18 protein-coding genes are annotated in these 17,867 nt (G+C 64.9%); 9 read left to right on the top strand and 9 right to left on the bottom strand.

What is annotated here, in order from left to right:
• Positions 1-31 precede the first annotated feature (31 nt).
• On the top strand, positions 32-667 hold the full coding sequence (locus IVB46_RS13090) for an HAD-IA family hydrolase (RefSeq protein ID WP_247312972.1): 636 nt from the start codon (positions 32-34) through the stop codon (positions 665-667).
• Between the two features lie 112 nt (positions 668-779).
• Here the strand turns inward: IVB46_RS13090 and mtnA are convergent, their stop codons facing one another.
• The 3 genes from mtnA to IVB46_RS13075 form a co-directional block, all read right to left on the bottom strand.
• Positions 780-1,889, bottom strand: a complete 1,110-nt coding sequence (gene mtnA, locus IVB46_RS13085; RefSeq protein WP_247312975.1) for an S-methyl-5-thioribose-1-phosphate isomerase — start codon at positions 1,887-1,889, stop codon at positions 780-782.
• 18 nt (positions 1,890-1,907) lie between these two features.
• On the bottom strand, positions 1,908-2,783 hold the full coding sequence (locus IVB46_RS13080) for an S-methyl-5'-thioadenosine phosphorylase (RefSeq protein ID WP_247312978.1): 876 nt from the start codon (positions 2,781-2,783) through the stop codon (positions 1,908-1,910).
• A gap of 278 nt (positions 2,784-3,061) precedes the next feature.
• Positions 3,062-3,334, bottom strand: a complete 273-nt coding sequence (locus tag IVB46_RS13075) for a phosphopantetheine-binding protein (RefSeq protein WP_014491153.1) — start codon at positions 3,332-3,334, stop codon at positions 3,062-3,064.
• 358 nt (positions 3,335-3,692) lie between these two features.
• Here IVB46_RS13075 and IVB46_RS13070 point away from each other — a divergent pair, with 358 nt between their 5' ends.
• From IVB46_RS13070 to IVB46_RS13055, 4 genes are all read left to right on the top strand, one after another.
• Positions 3,693-4,910, top strand: a complete 1,218-nt coding sequence (locus tag IVB46_RS13070; protein WP_247312981.1) for an acyl-CoA dehydrogenase family protein — start codon at positions 3,693-3,695, stop codon at positions 4,908-4,910.
• A gap of 65 nt (positions 4,911-4,975) precedes the next feature.
• The gene (locus tag IVB46_RS13065; RefSeq protein WP_247312984.1) at positions 4,976-5,956 is read left to right on the top strand and encodes an amino acid--[acyl-carrier-protein] ligase; all 981 of its coding nucleotides are present in this window, start codon (positions 4,976-4,978) and stop codon (positions 5,954-5,956) included.
• 95 nt (positions 5,957-6,051) lie between these two features.
• Positions 6,052-6,927, top strand: coding sequence for an acyl-CoA acyltransferase (locus IVB46_RS13060; RefSeq protein WP_247312987.1), 876 nt, complete (start codon positions 6,052-6,054; stop codon positions 6,925-6,927).
• Between the two features lie 365 nt (positions 6,928-7,292).
• Positions 7,293-10,160 (top strand): PAS-domain containing protein, encoded by a 2,868-nt coding sequence (locus IVB46_RS13055; protein ID WP_247312990.1) that lies wholly within the window; start codon positions 7,293-7,295, stop codon positions 10,158-10,160.
• A 32-nt stretch (positions 10,161-10,192) separates the two neighbouring features.
• Here the strand turns inward: IVB46_RS13055 and IVB46_RS13050 are convergent, their stop codons facing one another.
• A complete protein-coding gene (locus IVB46_RS13050) occupies positions 10,193-10,492 on the bottom strand; it encodes a hypothetical protein (protein ID WP_038942196.1) in 300 nt (99 codons plus the stop codon).
• A 126-nt stretch (positions 10,493-10,618) separates the two neighbouring features.
• On the bottom strand, positions 10,619-11,089 hold the full coding sequence (locus tag IVB46_RS13045; RefSeq protein WP_166347826.1) for a MarR family winged helix-turn-helix transcriptional regulator: 471 nt from the start codon (positions 11,087-11,089) through the stop codon (positions 10,619-10,621).
• A gap of 97 nt (positions 11,090-11,186) precedes the next feature.
• On the opposite strand from IVB46_RS13045, the gene IVB46_RS13040 reads away from it, so the two are divergent.
• Positions 11,187-11,555, top strand: coding sequence for an antibiotic biosynthesis monooxygenase family protein (locus IVB46_RS13040; protein WP_247312993.1), 369 nt, complete (start codon positions 11,187-11,189; stop codon positions 11,553-11,555).
• A gap of 250 nt (positions 11,556-11,805) precedes the next feature.
• Here the strand turns inward: IVB46_RS13040 and IVB46_RS13035 are convergent, their stop codons facing one another.
• Complete coding sequence (locus IVB46_RS13035) at positions 11,806-13,500, bottom strand: bifunctional diguanylate cyclase/phosphodiesterase (protein WP_247342912.1); 1,695 nt, start codon at positions 13,498-13,500, stop codon at positions 11,806-11,808.
• Positions 13,501-13,721: 221 nt separating this feature from the next.
• On the opposite strand from IVB46_RS13035, the gene IVB46_RS13030 reads away from it, so the two are divergent.
• The gene (locus tag IVB46_RS13030; RefSeq protein ID WP_247313000.1) at positions 13,722-13,982 is read left to right on the top strand and encodes a hypothetical protein; all 261 of its coding nucleotides are present in this window, start codon (positions 13,722-13,724) and stop codon (positions 13,980-13,982) included.
• 92 nt (positions 13,983-14,074) lie between these two features.
• Here the strand turns inward: IVB46_RS13030 and IVB46_RS13025 are convergent, their stop codons facing one another.
• From IVB46_RS13025 to mtgA, 3 genes are all read right to left on the bottom strand, one after another.
• Positions 14,075-14,710, bottom strand: a complete 636-nt coding sequence (locus IVB46_RS13025) for a hypothetical protein (RefSeq protein ID WP_247342917.1) — start codon at positions 14,708-14,710, stop codon at positions 14,075-14,077.
• A gap of 143 nt (positions 14,711-14,853) precedes the next feature.
• The gene (rpmF, locus tag IVB46_RS13020) at positions 14,854-15,036 is read right to left on the bottom strand and encodes a 50S ribosomal protein L32 (protein ID WP_028149139.1); all 183 of its coding nucleotides are present in this window, start codon (positions 15,034-15,036) and stop codon (positions 14,854-14,856) included.
• A 169-nt stretch (positions 15,037-15,205) separates the two neighbouring features.
• Positions 15,206-15,880 (bottom strand): monofunctional biosynthetic peptidoglycan transglycosylase, encoded by a 675-nt coding sequence (gene mtgA / locus IVB46_RS13015; protein WP_247313003.1) that lies wholly within the window; start codon positions 15,878-15,880, stop codon positions 15,206-15,208.
• Positions 15,881-16,041: 161 nt separating this feature from the next.
• Between mtgA and IVB46_RS13010 the strand changes: the two genes are divergently transcribed.
• Together IVB46_RS13010 and IVB46_RS13005 are read left to right on the top strand one after the other, a co-directional pair.
• Complete coding sequence (locus tag IVB46_RS13010; RefSeq protein ID WP_063980019.1) at positions 16,042-16,965, top strand: polyprenyl synthetase family protein; 924 nt, start codon at positions 16,042-16,044, stop codon at positions 16,963-16,965.
• A 214-nt stretch (positions 16,966-17,179) separates the two neighbouring features.
• On the top strand, positions 17,180-17,866 hold the full coding sequence (locus tag IVB46_RS13005; protein ID WP_063980020.1) for a DUF1345 domain-containing protein: 687 nt from the start codon (positions 17,180-17,182) through the stop codon (positions 17,864-17,866).
• Position 17,867 lies beyond the last annotated feature (1 nt).

Genomic DNA, 17,867 nt, shown 5'->3' with positions numbered 1-17,867 from the left:
CTCTTGGGAAGGAATTGACGAGGGCGGGATCTTGACGATCGAGGCTGTGATCTTTGATTTTGGCGGCGTGCTGACGAGCTCGCCGTTCGAGGCGTTCGCGCGGTACGAGACCGAGCGCGGTCTCCCCGTCGACATCATCCGGCGCACCAACGCCGCCAATCATCTGGAAAACGCCTGGGCCAAGTTCGAGCGGGCCGAGGTCGATATCGACACCTTCGACAAGCTTTTCGCCGAGGAATCTCGCGCGCTCGGCGCGGAGGTGCGCGGCCGCGACGTGCTGCCGCTGCTTCAGGGCGATCTGCGTCCCGAGATGGTCGAGGCCCTCAAGCGCATCAAGGCGCAATTCAAGACCGGCTGCATCACCAACAATCTGCCTGCCAACGCGATCGGCAGCATGACCGGGCGCTCACTCTACATCGCCGAGGTGATGGTTCTGTTCGACCACGTCGTCGAATCCGCCAAGATCGGCTTGCGCAAGCCCGACCCGCGCATCTACAGGATGATGGTCGAGACGCTGAAGGTCGATCCGAAGAAGTGCGTCTATCTCGACGATCTCGGCGTCAATCTCAAACCCGCACGCGAGATGGGCATGACCACGATCAAGGTGACGAGTGGGGCGCAGGCGATTGCGGAGCTTGAGACGGCGACGGGGCAGAAGTTGGGGTAGGCTGGCTCATCGTTGCGAGGCACGAAGCCGTAGGGTGGGCAAAGCGGAGCGTGCCCACCACAAGCAGATGGTGGGCACGGCGCTTTCGCGCCTTTGCCCACCCTACGGCAGCCTACTCCGCCGCAGCGGCGATCCGCTCGGGAAAGGCGGCCGCCAGCGATGCTCTATCCGGCTTCAGCACACCGCGCTCCGTGATGAGACCAGTGACCAGCCGCGCCGGCGTCACGTCGAACGCGTAATTCGCGACCGGCGAGCCGTCCGGCACGATGCGCACCGTCTCCAGCCGGCCGTCCGCGGTGCGGCCGGTCATGTCGGTCACCTCCGTGCCGCTGCGCTGCTCGATCGGAATGTCGCGGATGCCGTCATCGACGGCGAAATCGATCGTCGGCGACGGCAGCGCGACATAGAACGGCACGCCGTTGTCGTGCGCGGCAAGCGCCTTCAGATAGGTGCCGATCTTGTTGCAGACATCGCCATTGGCGGCGACGCGGTCGGTGCCGACGATGGCGAGGTCGACCATGCCGTGCTGCATCAGGTGTCCGCCGGTGTTGTCGGGGATGACCGTGTGCGGCACGCCGTGATGGCCGAGCTCCCAGGCGGTGAGCGAGGCACCCTGGTTGCGCGGACGGGTCTCATCGACCCAGACATGGATTTTGATGCCACGCTCATGCGCCAGATAGATCGGCGCCGTTGCGGTGCCCCAGTCGACGGTGGCGAGCCAGCCGGCATTGCAATGGGTCAGCACGTTGACCGTCTCGCCCGGCTTCTTCTTTGCGACGATCGCCTCGATCAGTTTCAGGCCGTTGCCGGCGATGCCGCGGTTGATCTCGACGTCCTGCTCGACGATCTCGTCGGCGCGCGCGTAAGCCGCCTCCGCGCGTTCAACCGGATCGACGGGCGCGAGCGCCGTGCGCATCTCGTCCAGCGCCCATTTCAGATTGATCGCGGTCGGCCGCGCCACGACCAGCGTGTCATAGGCACGCTTGAGGCCAGCGTCCGAGGAATCCTCGCGCATGGCCAACGCCATGCCGTAGGCCGCGGTTGCACCAATCAGCGGCGCGCCGCGCACCAGCATGTCGCGAATGGCGACCGCAGCGCCTTCGCATGAAGTCAGCTTCGCGATGACGAACTCATGCGGCAGGCGGCGCTGGTCGATCGCGCCGACCGACCAGCCATCGCGCTCGCGCCAGATGCTGCGGAAATGCTTGCCGTCAACCTTCATGGCATTCTGCCTTTCGTATCACGCTCGCAGGATGCGCCCGGCCACCGCATCGAGCTTCTTCAAGAGCTCGGGATCGCGCGCCTCGGGCGCCGTGATCAACGCGGTGTCGAGCGCGCGGTCCGAACCGATCGGGCACGGCTCGTGCTCGCGCGGAAAATCCGTCGCGAGCCGCGCCACCAGCGCCTTCGCCTTGTCGGCGTTCGAGGTCAGCACGCGGATGATGTCCTGGACGGTGACGGCGTCGTGGTCGGGATGCCAGCAGTCGAAATCCGTCACCATCGCGACCGTGGCGTAGCAGATCTCCGCCTCACGCGCGAGCTTCGCCTCGGGCATGTTGGTCATGCCGATCACGGAATAGCCCGATGTCTTGTAGGTCATGCTTTCCGCATAGGTGGAGAATTGCGGCCCCTCCATGCAGACATAGGTGCCGCCGCGCGCAAACGCGATGCCCTCGGCTTCAGCTGCCGCCGCAAGATGGATGCGCAGGCGCGGCGAGACCGGATGCGCCATCGACACATGCGCGACACAGCCCCGACCGAAGAACGAGCTCTCGCGCTTGTGGGTGCGATCGACGAACTGGTCGACGAGAACGAAGGTGCCGGGTGGCAGCTCCTCCCTGAACGAGCCGCAGGCCGAGAGCGAGATCAGGTCGGTGACGCCGGCCCGCTTCAGAACATCGATGTTGGCGCGATAGTTGATGTCGGAGGGCGACAGCCGGTGACCCTTGTCGTGCCGCGGCAGGAACACGATCGGCAGGCCGGCAATCGAGCCGCGCCGCAGAGGGGCCGACGGCTCGCCCCAGGGGCTCTTGATCACTTCTTCGCGCGCACCCTCGAGACCCGGCAGATCGTAGATGCCGGAGCCACCGATGATGCCCAATACCGCCTGCGTCATGCCTGCTCCACCCGTTCGCCATGTGCGACATGGTTAAGCTATGCCAGTTTTGCGGCGGTTTTGGAACGGGGGCGGTGGGGCGATGCCGGTGCTGTGAGGGGCCTGGGGTGCTCGCCTCACTCTCAGTGTCGTCCCCTCGAAAGCGGGGACCCATAGCCACAGGGCGCAGTTTGGCGAGGATTCGTCGTTCTGTACTGCGACCTTCAACGATCGATAGATTCCGCGGTATGGGTCCCTGCGTTCGCAAGGACGACCCGGGGAGAGATAGTTACGTCTAATTAAGCCGCGGCGGCCAGCTGCAGCTGGGTCGCGACCATTCGCTCCAGCGTCTCGACCGACTGGAAGTTCTCGGGCGTGATCTCGGACTGCGGGATGGTGAAGTCGAACTCGGCTTCGACGCCGAGCATCAGATTGACCATGTCCATCGAGGTCAGACCCGCATCGACGAGCTTCGCCTGTGGTGTGATGTCCGCGGTGAGCGAGTTCTGCTCGAGGATGCCCTTCACCAGCTTGATGATGCGATCGCGCACGTCGGTATCGAAGGCCTGCATCGGTAAATTCCCATCTGTCTATTCAACGGTCGGACCGGTTGCCGACTACGATGGGCGCGACGGTCCGATCCCACAATGGGCGCCACCATTACTTCGCCTTTCTTAGTAAACGATGACTCAGATTGTCTGGAATTCCGGGTTCTTCCAGATCCCTAACGCGATCGCGGAATTGTCGGCGATGCAAACAACCCGAACTTAACTGTTCGTTCGGAATTTGGCTTTGTTTACCCTCTATTTCATCGACGAATTTGAATTAAATCCGTAGCCTCGTCTCACAAGCAAAATGGTCGGAGGATCGCTTGCACGGCATCGCGAATGATGCCGGCGGTCCTGAACGGCAAACCGGAGGCGGACGAGTATGAACGTGCGTGAAGCAGTCCTCACTGTCGACGAAACGCAAACGAGCTTTCTCGAACACGGCCCCTCCCTCATCGAACGCGCTACCCGGACGGCCGCTGCGGCGGCTGCCGATGCGGACGAGGTCGATCGCGGCGCCCGCTTCCCCCACAAGGCTTTCGAGGTCGCGCGTGAGCAGAAACTGCTCGGCGTCATGATCCCGGTTGAGTTCGGCGGCCTTGGCGCTTCGATCTACGACGTTACCGACATCTGCTACACGCTCGGGCGCGCCTGCGCCTCGACCGCGATGATCTATGCGATGCACACGACCAAGGTCGCCTGTGTCATCAGGCACGGCCATGGCATCCCCTGGATGGAAACGATGATGCGCCGGGTCGCCCGCGACCAGTGGCTGCTCGCCTCCTCCACCACCGAAGGCCAGAACGGCGGCAACATTCGCGCCAGCGCCGCGGCAGTCGACCACGCCGGCGACGCAGTCTCGCTGGTGCGCGACGCCACCGTGATCTCCTACGGTGCGGAGGCCGACGGCCTCGTCACCATCGCCCGCCGCGCCACCGAGGCCGCCGCCTCCGACCAGGTTCTGCTGGCGCTCGCCAAGGACGATTATTCGCTGAAGCAAACGCAGGGCTGGGAGACGCTTGGCATGCGCGGCACCTGCTCGACCGGCTTCGAGCTGAAGGTCGATTGCCCGGCCGACCGCATCTTCCCGGAATCTTATGACAAGATCCATGCCCAGACCATGACGCCGTTCGCGCATCTGTGCTGGTCCTCGGCCTGGGCCGGCATCGCGGCTGCGGCCGTGACCCGTGCGCAGGCTTTCGTTCGTAAGGCGGCCCGCACCTCGGGCGGCCAGATGCCGCCGGCCGCGGCGCATTTCACGGCCGCGAAGATGTCGCTGGCCAAGCTGCGCGCGCTGATCGCAGCCAATGTCGACACCTTTGCCCGCGCCGAGCATGACGAGCGCGCGCTGAGCTCGCTCGATTTCCAGTCCTCGATCACGCTGTTGAAGGTGCAGGCCTCCGAGCTCGCGGTCGAGACCGTGATGCATGCGATGCGCACCGCGGGCCTTTCCGGCTACCGCAACGACGGCGAGTTCACCATGGGCCGCCACCTGCGCGACGTGCTGTCCTCGCCGATCATGATCAACAACGACCGCATTCTCGCCAACGCCGCCACGTCGACGCTGATGAGCGGCATACCGGCAAGCCTTCGGGACTAGAAAGCCTTCGCGACTGACGAGCCTTTCGGCCAAAAAGAACAATTTCAGATAGCAGGAAGTCGAACATGAACATTGCTGTTCTCCCCAGCTCGCCCGAGACCGCGCCGCAAATCGCAGATCCGCTCGATCATCTCGCCGACAAGCTGTTCCACCCCATGGGCTCGGACGGCGTCTACGCCCGCACCGCGCTCTATGAGGGCGTCGTCGAGCGTCTCGCCGCGCTGATCACGAGCCATCGCGAGACCGGCACAGAGGTCATGCGCTTTCCGCCGGTGATGAGCCGGGCCCAGCTCGAGAAATCCGGCTATCTCAAGAGCTTTCCGAACCTGCTCGGCTGCGTCTGCGGCCTGCACGGCACCGAACGCGAGATCAACGCGGCGGTGAGCCGCTTCGACGCCGGCGGCGACTGGACTTCATCGCTCTCGCCGGCCGACCTCGTGCTGTCGCCCGCCGCCTGCTACCCGGTCTATCCGATCGCGGCGAGCCGCGGACCTTTGCCGAAGGGCGGCCTGCGCTTCGACGTCGCCGCCGACTGCTTCCGCCGCGAGCCGTCGAAACATCTCGACCGGCTGCAATCGTTCCGGATGCGCGAATATGTCTGCATCGGCAGCCCCGACGACGTCGCCGATTTCCGCGAGCGCTGGATGGTGCGCGCGCAGGCGATCGCCCGCGACCTCGGCCTGACCTTCCGCGTCGACTATGCCAGCGACCCCTTCTTCGGCCGCGTCGGCCAGATCAAGGCGGTGAGCCAGAAGCAGCAGCAGCTCAAGTTCGAGCTCCTGATCCCGCTTCGCTCGGAGGATCAGCCGACCGCCTGCATGAGCTTCAACTATCACCGCGAGCATTTCGGCACGACCTGGGGCATCCTGGACGCCAATGGCGAACCGGCCCACACCGGCTGCGTCGCCTTCGGCATGGACCGCCTGGCCGTCGCCATGTTCCACACCCACGGCACCGATCTCGCCGCCTGGCCCGCCAAGGTGCGGGAGATCATGGGCATGCAGCCGTTAGCCACGGCCGATGCCCATGGTGAAGGCTGGCGCTAGAGCATGATCCGGAAAAGTGCGGGGCGGTTTTCCGAAAAGATCGTGCTGAAACGATAGAGCGAACGAGGCCTCCCATTTCCACGGGTAAAACGAGCGTGATCCACACCAAGGTCCGATGCCGCGAGATCACCGAGGCCGACGTCGATGCGGTCGCGGACCTGCTGACGCGCGGCTTCGTCGGCCGCTCGCGCAATTACTGGATTCAGGGGCTGCGCCGACAGGCCTTCCGGCCCGTGCCGGAGGGCTATCCGCGCTTCGGCTACATGCTCGACAATGACGGCGCGCCCGTCGGCGTGCTGCTGCTGATCTACACGGCGCGAAAGCACGGCGAAGAGGCCGCCATCCAGTGCAATTTGTCGAGCTGGTATGTCGATCCGGCCTACCGCAACTACGCCCCGCTGCTGACCAAGATCGCGCAGCGGCACAAGGATGTCACCTATCTCAACATCAGCCCGGCGCCGTGGACCTGGCCGATCATCGAGACGCAGGGCTTCCGTGCCTATTGCCACGGCATCTTCTTCTCCGTGCCCGCCCTCGCGCGCCCTCCGCGCTGGAGCAAGATCGAGGTCATCTCGCAGCACGCCAAGGCGATCGAGGGGCTGACCGACGACGAGACGCAGCTCCTCACGCGGCATGCCCGCTACAATTGCCTCAGCCTGGTCTGCCGCACGCCCAAGGGGACGTCCCCCTTCATCCTGCAGCCGGTGCGCATCCGCCGCGGCTTCATCGCACCGCCCGCGATGAAGCTGATCTATTGCCGCAGCGCCGCCGAATACGCCGCCTGCGCAGGCCGCATCGGCCGGCTGCTGCTGCGACTCGGCAAGATCTCGGTGGCGATCGATTCCAATGGCCCGATTCCCGGCCTCGCCGGCATCTACACCGAGCGGCGCGGCCGTAAATATTTTAAGGGTCCGCACCGGCCGCAGCTCGGCGACCTCACGGACACGGAACTCGTGCTGTACGGGCCGTAAGGGACGCTCGGGCCAAGAATGCGCTGTCGTCCCTGCGAACGCAGGGACCCATACCGCGTGATCTACCTGTGAGCCCAGACGCCGGTACCGCGGGAAGACCATTCAGGATCAGTCTTCGCCAAACTTCTCCCTAGGGTTATGGGTCCCCTGCGTTCGCAGGGACGACAGCGGAGTTTGTCGTGCGCTTACGGCCAACTCTGGCTTGCAGATATCTCGGCATTCGCGCGCTTGGCGCACGCCGCTCCGCATCCCCAGTCACCCTCCGTAAACTACTGCGCTTAAGGGATTTTTCCGGCCTCTTCGTTACGCTCAGTGGCTGAATTACGTTGCGTTAAATCTATTGCCGGCCGAGACCCGTCGATCCCATGACGCCGATCCGCGATAACGAGCTTGGTGCACGCCGCGCAGAGGGCCCGCAGGCCCTCGTCGGGCTGAGCCAGCTTGCGCTCGATCACATGGAGCAGGGCGTCTGCGTCTACGACGCCGACAACCGGATCGTGCTGGTCAACCAGAGCTATCTGTCGCTGTTCGACATGTCGGCCGACATCGTGCATGTCGGCACGAGCTACCGCGAGGTGCTCGCACACAGCGCGGCGCGCGGCAACTTTCCGCAACACGAGATCGACGCGCTGTATACGAAGCGAATCGCGCAGATCGCAGGCGGGAAGCCCTTCCGCACCGAACAGACACTCGCGAGCGGACTCGTCATGGCGCTCGAGCTGAAGCCGCTTCCCGGCGGCGGCTGGATGACGATCTGCGATGACGTCAGCCGCCTCGCCCGGCTTGAGGCGGAATTGCGCCTGCAGACGGAGCGCAGCCAGCACGCGCTCGCCAATATGTCGCACGGCCTCATCATGTACGACGCCGACAGCCGTGTCGTCGTCTGCAACGAGCGGTTCCTGAACCTCTACAATCTCGATTCCGACATCGTGAAGCCGGGCGTCTCGCATTGCTCAGTGATCGAACACTGGATGTCGCGCGGCAACCTGCCGGGCATGTCGGCCGACGAGTTCCATGACACCAGGCTGGAGGATGTGCGCAGCAGAAAGGCGAAGACCCTGCTGGTGATGCGCCATGACGGCCGGATGGTGCAGGCGGTGTCCCGCTTCCTGCCCGACGGCGGCTGGGTGACGGTGCATGAGGACGTCACCGAGCGGCTGCAGTACGAAGAAGCGCTGCGGCAACAGAACTTCATCCTCGATGCGGCGCTGGAGAACATGGCGCACGGGCTCGCCTTCTACGACAGCGACATGCGCCTGCGCGTCTGCAACACCACCTACCGCAAGATCTATCGGCTGTCGCCGGAGGAAACCAGGCCTGGCACGCATCTCGGCGAGCTGATCGAGCGGTCGATGGTGAACGGGGCGTTCACTTCCGAATACAGTCCGCAACAGCTGCTGGAAGCCGCCAGCGCGAGGATCGCGAACCACGATTCCTCGCCGATGCGCCGGCGCATGTCGAACGACACCGTGATCTCGGTGCGCTACTGCGCGCTGCCCGAGGGCGGCTTCGTCGCCACCTACGAGGATATCACCGACCGCGAGCGCGCGATCGAAGAGCTGAGCGAGCAATACCGCCGCTTCGACGCCGCGCTGAACAACATGAGCCAGGGCCTGTGCATGCTCGATGCGAGCCTGCGCGTCATCGTCTGCAATCGCCGCTACATCGAGATGTATGGGCTGTCGCCCGATGTCGTGAAGCCCGGCGTCTCGATGCGCGAGATTATGGAGCATAGCTGCGACCTCGGCATCCATCCGAACACGACCGCCGCGAGGATCTATGCCGACTATGTCGAAAGGCTGCGCGAGGGCGAACACACGCTGCACCGTCACCTGAACGACGGCCGCATCATCAAGCTCAATCACAAGCGGATGGAGCACGGCGGCTGGGTCGTCACCTATGAGGACGTCACCGAGCGCCACAAGGCCCAGGCCCGCGTGGCGCACATGGCGCAGCACGATTCACTGACCGACCTGCCCAACCGCACGCTGTTCCGCGAGAAAATGGGCGAGGGACTGAACCAGGTCGCGATCGCCGGCGGTGCGATGGCCGTGCTGTGCTTCGACCTCGATAATTTCAAGACGGTCAACGACCGCCTCGGGCACGCCGCCGGCGATCGGCTTCTGCGCTGGGTCGCGGCACGGCTGAAGGAGAATGTCGGCGAGCATGACACCGTCGCCCGCCTCGGCGGCGACGAGTTCGCCGTCCTCCAGCGCGGACCGCAGCCGCAATCGGCGGAACGGCTCGCCCGCCGCCTGGTCGAGATCATCGGCCACCCGCCGCCGCTGGAAAGCCAGTCGATCCATGTCGGCGTTTCCGTCGGCATCGCGATCGCGCCCGATCACGGGCTCGATGCCGACGAGCTGATGAAATGCGCAGACCTTGCGCTGTACCAGGCCAAGGCCAAGGGGCGCGGCGCCTACCAGCTGTTCGAGCCCGAGATGGAGGAACAGGCGCGCGGCCGGCACGCGCTGGAGCACGATCTGCGTGGCGCGCTTGAGGCACGCGAATTTCACCTCGTGTTCCAGCCGCAGGTGCGGCTCGACACCACCGAGCTCACCGGTTTCGAGGCGCTGCTGCGCTGGAAACACCCCTCGCGCGGCTTGGTCTCGCCGGCCGAATTCATTCCTCTCGCGGAAGAGAACGGGCTGATCGTCCCGATCGGCGAATGGGTGCTGCGCACGGCCTGTGCGACCGCGGCGTCCTGGCCCGATGTCACCGTCGCGGTCAATTTGTCGCCGGTGCAGTTCCGCTCGCGCGGACTGGTGGCGATGGTCACGAGCGCGCTTGCGGAAGCCGGCCTGCCGCCACGGCGGCTCGAGCTCGAGGTCACCGAGACAGCGCTGCTCGACGACAGCGAGGCGACAATCGAGATCCTGCACCAGCTCCGCGCTCTTGGCGTGCGCGTCAGCCTCGACGATTTCGGCGTCGGCTATTCCTCGCTGAGCTATTTGCGCAAATTTCCGTTCGACCGCATCAAGATCGACCGTTCCTTCGTCGGCACGCTCGGCGAAAGCCCGGAGAGCGTCGCAATCGTTCGCACCATCGCGAGCCTCGGCTCCGTGCTCGGCGTCGAGACCACGGCGGAGGGCGTCGAGACGATCGAGCAGCTCGACTTCGTCCGCGAATGCGGCTGCACCGCAGTCCAGGGCTACTATTTCGGCAGGCCGTGCCCGGCAGCCGAGGTCGGCCACACGATCGAGCGACTGAACGCGGTCAGGCGCGTGGCGTGACGCTCCGCTTCACCTCGTCGCTCTCTCTATCGTTACGCCCGACACGACCTCAGGCGATTGAGCGTGGCACGATCGGCCGATGCGAGCGCATTGCTCCACTCCCGTTCGGAGAGGTCTCCGACCAGGCTGGAAAGGCTGATGGCAAGCGCACGAAGCCGCGCATTCTCCTCAAGAAGCAAAAAAACGTCGTTCGACGGGGATTCATCGTCCGAAAAGCTAGCGCCTTCGCAGAGCTGCTGCGACAAGAGTTCGAAAGACTCATCACGCACGATATCTTCGGCAGTGGAAATCAGCTTCTGTCTCTTATGACGCATTAAATCTTCATCACTCATGGCAAATTCCCCAACTCAGGACATGCCTCCAACCGCATTTGGATACATCGATTGAGTCGGCGGCGGATTTGAGTCCGAAATGGGCTCACACGATGTACGCCTCGTGTCCCCCGGCGCCTCGCTTGCTTACTCGTTCGCTTCACCGGCGTCTTTCAGACCGGCTCGCAGTGCGGTCACGACGCGATGGGCCACGTCGATATCCCTGACCGACAATCCATCCGCAAGGCCGTTGACCCAGGGGACCTGCAACCGGCCGGCGGCGTCGTAAACCTGCCTGCCCTTGTCGGTGAGCACCACGAGCTGCGCCCGGCGGTGATGCGGGTTGGTCTCGAACACGACGAGACCATCCCGCGCGAGATCGTTGACGATGCGCTGCACGTTCTGGCGATTGGCGCCGAGATTGCGGGCGAGCCAGGCGACCGGCTCCGGGCGCTCGGCGTCGGCGATCGCCCCCAGGATCTGCCAGCGCGCACTGGTGAGGCCGAGCGACGTCACCAGCCGATCGCCAGCGGTCAGAAGCAGGCTGTTGGCGCGGAACAGGTCGAGGATGAGGCCGGTCAGGGCTTCGCCCGCCGGGGTCCGCTTGGTCTTGTTCATTTGGCACCATTGATCCGTGTTGACATCATAATGTCAATTATCTATATCCGGGACTGTCGAATTGACATTATGATACCAAATTGACCGGAGCAATGTCATGCCCCTCATGCGTCCCCTCGACCCTGCCTTCCCGATCGACCGTCAGATCGCGCTCGAAACCGGCCCCGTGGTGCTCGTCAACGTGTTCACGCTCGACGCCGAGGATGAGCAGAGCTTCCTCAAGACGTGGCAGGACGACGCCGCCTTCATGAAGCGCCAGCCCGGTTTCATCTCCACCCAGCTTCACCGCGCCGTCGGCGACAGCCCGACCTACCTGAATTACGCGGTGTGGGAATCCAACGCGCATTTCCGCGCCGCTTTCACCCACCCGGAATTCCGCGCAAAGATCGCCGCCTACCCCGCATCCGCAGTCGCGAGCCCGCATCTGTTCCAGAAGGTCGCGGTGCCCGGTATTTGCGTCGCGTAGCTGCGCGCCTCCCACTCAGCTGTCATGCCCCGGCTTGCCGCCTTCGCTGAAGCTTCGGCGGCCGGGCGAGCTTGTGGCCCGGCGTAGCCTTGGCGGAGCCGGGACCGGGGCATCCAGTACGCCGCGGCCTCTCGGCTTAAACACAACTGTCTCTGGAATACTGGATCGCCCGATCAAGTCGGGCGATGACAGCGAGCATGCGGAAAGCCCCCGCAGCTCGTCATTATCCGACGAAGCAAGGGACGCAGCTCTATCCTGCCGCTGGCAGTGCGCTGTCCGGCGGCGTGCCCCATGGGCGGTCGGCTGAGGCGAGCCCGATCAGGCGGCCCTGGATGTAGTCGCAGCCCCAGTCGCGCAGCATGGCGGCGGCCTCTTCGTCCTGCACCCACTCGGCGACCGTCTTGATGTCGAGGCGGCGGGCGAGGTCGATCAGGGTCTGCACGAAGGCGCGGTCGTCGGCGGAACGGGTGATGTTCTGCACGAAGGCGCCGTCGATCTTGACGATGTCGACGCCGAGCTTGCGCAGGTTTCGGAACGAGGTGTAGCCGGCGCCGAAATCGTCGATGGCGATGCGGCTGCCGAAATTCTTCAGCCGCGTGACGAAGCCGCGCACGTCATCGATGTCCTGGATCGCGACCGTCTCGGTGATCTCGACGATCAGCCGCTCGGCGACGCCAGGATGGGCCAGCATCAGCGACTCAATTCCCGCCCACCAGTCCGGATCCATCGTCGTATCAGGCGAGATGTTGAGGCTGAGGCAGATGTCGGGCGCGGCCGCGAGCTCGGCGACCACGAGCTCGAGCACGCGGTGATCGACCAGGCGGATCAGGCCGAGCCGTTCGGCAACCGGCACGATGTCGGGCGCGAGCAGCACCTGGCCGTCGCCCTGGTCCATCCGCACCAGGCATTCGTGGAACGCGCACTCGCGCGAGGCGGCCGCGACCACCGGCTCATAGGCGAGCTTGATGCGGCGCTCGTTCAGCGCGGTGACGATCTCGTCGGTGACACGGATGTTGACGCGGCGCTGTGCGTCGCGCGCGGCATCCGGGCGCCACGCCGCGAACGAACCGACGCGGCGTTGTTTTGCCGCGTCCAGCGTCTCATGGGCGCGATTGACGGCCTCGTCGGTGCTGCGGGCATAGCGCGGCACGCTGACCGCGCCGATCGACGCCGTGACCGAGACCGGGCCGGATTTGGTCGGCACCACCTCGTCGCGGATGCCGGCAAGGAAGCGCTCGGCGGCGACGTTCATGTCATCGACGGTGCAGTTCTTCAGGATCAGGCCGAACTTGTTGCCGGAGAAACGGCCGAGCACGTCACCGCCGCGCAGGCGCGCGCGGATGCGCTTGGCCACGTCGAGGATCACGGCGTCCGCGACATCGAAGCCGAAAGCGTCGTTGACGCGGGCGAGATGATCGATGCCGACCAGCATGAAGGCTGCGGTCGAGCGGAAGCGGGTCGTCTCCTCGATCGCCTCGGCCAGCGCCGCGATCAGGTGGGAACGATTGAGCTCACCGGTCAGGGGATCGAGCCGGGCCAGCTTGGTCAATTCCTCGTCGCGGGCGTGGCGCTCATTGTTGATGCGGATGGAGCCGATCGCGCGCACCGGGCGACCATCGGGGCCGGCGAACCAGCGGCCGGTCTCCTCGATCCAGACCTCGGGATCGGCGGCGCTCATGCGCACGCCATATTCGACCCGGTAGGGCGTGCCGTCGGCGCCGTGCACTGGCGAGGTCTGCGCCAGCGCGGCGGTCCGCAGCGTCTGCGCGGGCTCGATCAGCTTGGCGAATTCGGCGCCAGTCGCGAGCCGCTCGGGCGGGATGCCGGGAAAGACGCTGGCGACCTGCTCGCCCCACACGATGGAATCGCTGGCGATGTCCCAGGCGAAAACGGCCTGACCAAGAGCGGCCAGGATGTCGGAGGCTTGCGGCAATGCAGGGGTCAAAATCGCCTCGTTTCGGGACAGCGGGGAGTCCTGAGTCGGCACAGAATACGGCCAGATTCGACTCCGACTCTAGGCAAAGTTCATAAACAATTTGGAAACCATGTTTCGCAGGCCCGCGGAACCAAACCGGCCCGGCCGGCATAGGCCTTGCGAGTACATGACACGCACCGGCGCCAGCGTCTCGAAACGCGACAGGCCTCGCCGGATCAACGGTGATTGCGATGTTAAGTACTGATCGATCGGAATGCGCGGACAACGGCACGGGCACGGCCCTGGTGCCGCTGCTGCCGACGTTGCAGTGGGTCCACAAGGCGCCGCTGCCCCGTCCCGATCCGAGCTTCGTCACCCAACTCATCGCCAATGCCGAGCACCTGCCCCAGGCCAGCCGGCTCCGCCGCGCCTCGTCCGAGGATGCGCAGATGGCCTATGGCGACAAGCACCCGCTCGGAAGCGTCACCGCGCGCACGCGGCAGGTGGCTTAAGCACGACGAATTTTCTGAGAGAGGCGGTGCCCTTCACCTCTCCGCGCAAGCGGGGCGAGGGAGCGCACCGCCATTGCTGCGGCGACTCACGATCAGCGCGGCGCGTCGGGAGACGACGGCGTGCCGTTGCCCGGCTGCAAATCCGGCGAGGGAATTTCCGGCGAGGGCGGGTTCACCGGCTTCGGCGCGGGATGATCCTTCAGCACGGATTCGGCGACCGACTGCGCTGACGGCGCGGGTGGCACCGCCGGCGCAGACACCGGCTCGAACTTGGGTTCGGGCGCCGCGTCGTCCGTTGCCGCTTCGGCCTGGCGCTTGGCCTTGCGCGGCGCCGGCACTGTCGTCTCCGCGACATAGGTGACGCGGCGGCGCGTGCGCTGGGCGATACCGCCGAGGAAATCGGCCATCGCGAGCAGCACCAGCAGGAAATAGGTGGAGTTGCCGAATTTGGGCCACATCACGAATTCGGCCGCGGCAGCACCGAACACGATCAGCGACAGCAGATGATCCATCAGGAATTTCGAGCCGGGCCGCGCGCCTTTGACCACCTCTAACAGCAGCAACACGATACCGAGCGCGAGCATCACGTCGGCAAGCGTGACCGGCCAGGTCTCGCCCGTGATCATCGGCACCTTGAACAGCACGTCCGTAAAGGACACGGACGGCATCAGGAAGGCGATGATGTTGTAGACCGCGAGCGGGATCAGGAGCAGCGGGAAACCGACCATCGGCGAAATGCCTTCTCGATCAAGATATCCGGACAGGACAATGCGGCCGCGAAGCATTAGCTCCGCCGCCGTCATTGTCATATCTCATTGGGTGGCCGAAATCAGGCAGGCGAAATGATCCTGCCCGGAGAAAAGTCCTAAATTCAGGACTCTTTCTTCTTCAGGACCTGACGGCCCTTGTACATGCCGGTCTTGAGGTCGAGATGGTGCGGACGACGGAGCTCGCCGGAGTCCTTGTCTTCCGCATAGGTCGGCTTCTTGATGGCGTCTGCCGAGCGGCGCATGCCACGACGCGACGGCGAGGTTTTTCTTCTCGGAACGGCCATTTCAATATCCTCTAGGGATTGGTGTTGTCAGGGCATCGTCCGCGAGGGGACGGCTCAGCACCCGCAAACCGAGGCGAGCTGAATGCCGATCAAGGCCGGGCTTATAGAGGAAGGCTGGCCGTAAATCTAGGCTTTTGGACCGGAAAATACGTCCGAAAAGGGCCCAAAATCAGCGATTTTCCCGCCAGCAGGTCAAAAGCGAGTTCGCCTGCGCCCTCGCCACATAGGTCCCCGCCAGCCGGCGGACGCCAGGCCCGGGAGTCCGGGCGCTCCGTTTGACCGGATTGGGCAGGATCGAGGCCAGAAGTGCCGCCTCCCGAGGCGAGAGGTTGGCCGCCGATTTGCCAAAGGCATAGGCGCTGGCCGCCTCGACCCCAAACTGGCCCTGCGGGCCGAGCTCGGCGATGTTGAGGTAAATCTCAAGGATTCGCGCCTTGGGCAGGACGAGATCGATCCACAGCGCCAGCGGAAATTCCAGCGCCTTGCGGACGAAATCCCGCCCCTGCCAGAGGAACAGGTTCTTTGCCACCTGCTGGGTGATGGTGGAGGCGCCCCGGAAGGGCGTACCGTCCTCCTTCGCATCGTCGATCGCCTCGCGCAGCGCGCCCCAGTCGATGCCGTGATGCTTGCAGAAATGGGCGTCCTCGGCCGCCACCACCGATCGCAGCAGCGAGGGCGACATCGCGGCCAGATCAATCCACTCCCGATGCATCGGCGCACCCCGGAGCGACCGCCAGGCCATCAGCGTCGAAACGGGATGGCCGGTGCGGTAGAACGGCGCGATCACGTAGGGCGCGAGAGCCACGACCACGAGCGCTACCAGCAGGATCTTGACGATGCGCAAATCGACCTTTCCGGCGCAAAATGAAACGCGGCCACGGATCCCGCCATTAAGTCTGTGATAATTCGGGCCTTTTCCAGCACTTTTTAGGCCTTCCAAACGATTGACTGGGGCGGGCGCATAAAGGATTGTCCCGCCGAATTTTAGTTCTGGAGCCCTTCTTGATGACCGGCACGTCCCCGTCCGATTTCGCCAAACGCCTGGACAAGACCGCTGATGACACCGAAGCCCTGCTTGGACGCCTGCTGGCGGATGACATCCTGCACGATGAGATCGCCCGTCCCAAGCGACTGATGGACGCAATGCGCTATTCGAGCCTCAACGGCGGCAAGCGCCTGCGCCCGTTCCTGGTGGTCGAGAGCGCGGCCGTGTTCGGCGTTCCCCGCGAAGCGGCGCTGCTCGTGGGCGCCGCGCTCGAATGCATCCACTGCTACTCGCTGATCCATGACGACCTGCCGGCGATGGACAATTCGGACCTGCGCCGCGGCCGCCCCACCCTGCACAAGAAGACCGATGACGCGACCGCGATCCTCGCCGGCGACGGCCTGTTGACGCTCGCGTTCGACATCGTCACCCGCGATGAGATCCACCGCGACGCCAATGTACGCCTCCTGCTGACGCGCGCGCTGGCGCGCTGCGCCGGCATCGGCGGCATGGTCGGCGGCCAGATTCTCGATCTCGCCGGCGAAGGCCGCTTTGGCGGCAACGAGCCGATCGATGTCGCCCGCATTCAGCAGATGAAGACCGGTGCGCTGCTGCGCTACGGCTGCATCGCCGGCGCGATCCTCGGCCAGGCCTCGCAGAAGGAATACCAGGCGCTCGACGATTACGGCCGCGCGCTCGGCGAAGCCTTCCAGATCGCCGACGATCTGCTGGACGTCGAAGGCGATGCGGCGGCGCTCGGCAAGCCGGCCGGCGCCGATGCCGCGCTGGGTAAGACCACCTTCGTCACCCAGCTCGGCATCGAAGGCGCCAAGCAGCGCGTGCGCGACCTGCTCGCGCGGGCCGACGGCGCCGTGTCGATCTTCGGCGACCGCGCCGCCGTTCTTCAGGCCGCCGCGCGCTTCGTCGCCGAGCGGAAGAACTGATGTAGTGCACGATCTTCACCTCGCCCCGCTTGCGGGGAGAGGTCGATATTCAGGCGCAGCTTGAATGTCGGGTGAGAGGGAGCCTCCGCGAATCCAGCTCTCACCGTCCTTGCGGAGGCTCCCCCTCACCCCGACCCTCTCCCCACAAGCGGGGCGAGGGAGCAGGCCGCCGCTGCGGCGACAACGAGAGTTGAGCGAGAGGGCTGGAGCCATCATGGCCACCGACAAAGACGATCCCGTCCTCGTCCGCTTCCGCAAGATGTCGCGGCCGATGCGGCTGATTTACGCGCGGCCGCGTACCTTTATCGCGCTCGCTGCCGGCATCCTGGTCTGCTTGCTGCTGCCGGGATCGCACCGGCTGGTGACGCGGCTGCTGTTCGGCTGGGATGCGTTGATCGCGGTTTATCTCGTGCTGGTCTACGCGATGATGCTGTGCAACGACCAGCAGCACATCCGCCGTAGTGCCGCAATGCAGGACGACGGCCGCTTCGTGATCCTGTTGGTGACGGCGATCGGCGCCTTCGCCAGCATCGCAGCGATCATGTCTGAGCTCGGCACGCCGCATCGCGGGGCGTGGGAGTTGACCATCGCGATCGCCACCATCGCGCTGTCATGGGCCGCCGTGCACACGACCTTCGCGCTGCATTACGCCCATGATTACTACCGGCACCCGCCGGGCGGATTGCAGTTTCCGAGCGGCGATAAGGAAGATCACGCCGATTATTGGGACTTCGTCTATTTCTCGTTCGTGATCGGCATGACCGCGCAGGTCTCCGACGTCGGCATCACCGACAAGACCATCCGCCGCACCGCGACCGCGCATGGCATCGTGTCGTTCATCTACAACACGGCGCTGCTGGCGCTGACAGTGAACATCGCGGCAAGCGCGATCTCGAACTGAC

Origin of the sequence: Bradyrhizobium sp. 61 (assembly GCF_023073075.1) — a bacterium.
GTDB lineage: Bacteria > Pseudomonadota > Alphaproteobacteria > Rhizobiales > Xanthobacteraceae > Bradyrhizobium > Bradyrhizobium barranii.
The sequence above is the reverse complement of the archived record's forward strand: the minus strand, read 5'-3'. Positions and strand labels throughout refer to the sequence as shown.

Bases quoted from the DNA above. Each gene is read 5' to 3' on its own strand.
- mtnA (WP_247312975.1), bottom strand. From the start codon at position 1,889: ATGAAGGTTGACGGCAAGCATTTCCGCAGCATCTGGCGCGAGCGCGAT.
- IVB46_RS13080 (WP_247312978.1), bottom strand. From the start codon at position 2,783: ATGACGCAGGCGGTATTGGGCATCATCGGTGGCTCCGGCATCTACGAT.
- IVB46_RS13075 (WP_014491153.1), bottom strand. From the start codon at position 3,334: ATGCAGGCCTTCGATACCGACGTGCGCGATCGCATCATCAAGCTGGTG.
- IVB46_RS13070 (WP_247312981.1), top strand. From the start codon at position 3,693: ATGAACGTGCGTGAAGCAGTCCTCACTGTCGACGAAACGCAAACGAGC.
- IVB46_RS13065 (WP_247312984.1), top strand. From the start codon at position 4,976: ATGAACATTGCTGTTCTCCCCAGCTCGCCCGAGACCGCGCCGCAAATC.
- IVB46_RS13055 (WP_247312990.1), top strand. From the start codon at position 7,293: ATGACGCCGATCCGCGATAACGAGCTTGGTGCACGCCGCGCAGAGGGC.
- IVB46_RS13050 (WP_038942196.1), bottom strand. From the start codon at position 10,492: ATGAGTGATGAAGATTTAATGCGTCATAAGAGACAGAAGCTGATTTCC.
- IVB46_RS13045 (WP_166347826.1), bottom strand. From the start codon at position 11,089: ATGAACAAGACCAAGCGGACCCCGGCGGGCGAAGCCCTGACCGGCCTC.
- IVB46_RS13040 (WP_247312993.1), top strand. From the start codon at position 11,187: ATGCCCCTCATGCGTCCCCTCGACCCTGCCTTCCCGATCGACCGTCAG.
- IVB46_RS13030 (WP_247313000.1), top strand. From the start codon at position 13,722: ATGTTAAGTACTGATCGATCGGAATGCGCGGACAACGGCACGGGCACG.
- IVB46_RS13025 (WP_247342917.1), bottom strand. From the start codon at position 14,710: ATGGTCGGTTTCCCGCTGCTCCTGATCCCGCTCGCGGTCTACAACATC.
- rpmF (WP_028149139.1), bottom strand. From the start codon at position 15,036: ATGGCCGTTCCGAGAAGAAAAACCTCGCCGTCGCGTCGTGGCATGCGC.
- IVB46_RS13010 (WP_063980019.1), top strand. From the start codon at position 16,042: ATGACCGGCACGTCCCCGTCCGATTTCGCCAAACGCCTGGACAAGACC.
- IVB46_RS13005 (WP_063980020.1), top strand. From the start codon at position 17,180: ATGGCCACCGACAAAGACGATCCCGTCCTCGTCCGCTTCCGCAAGATG.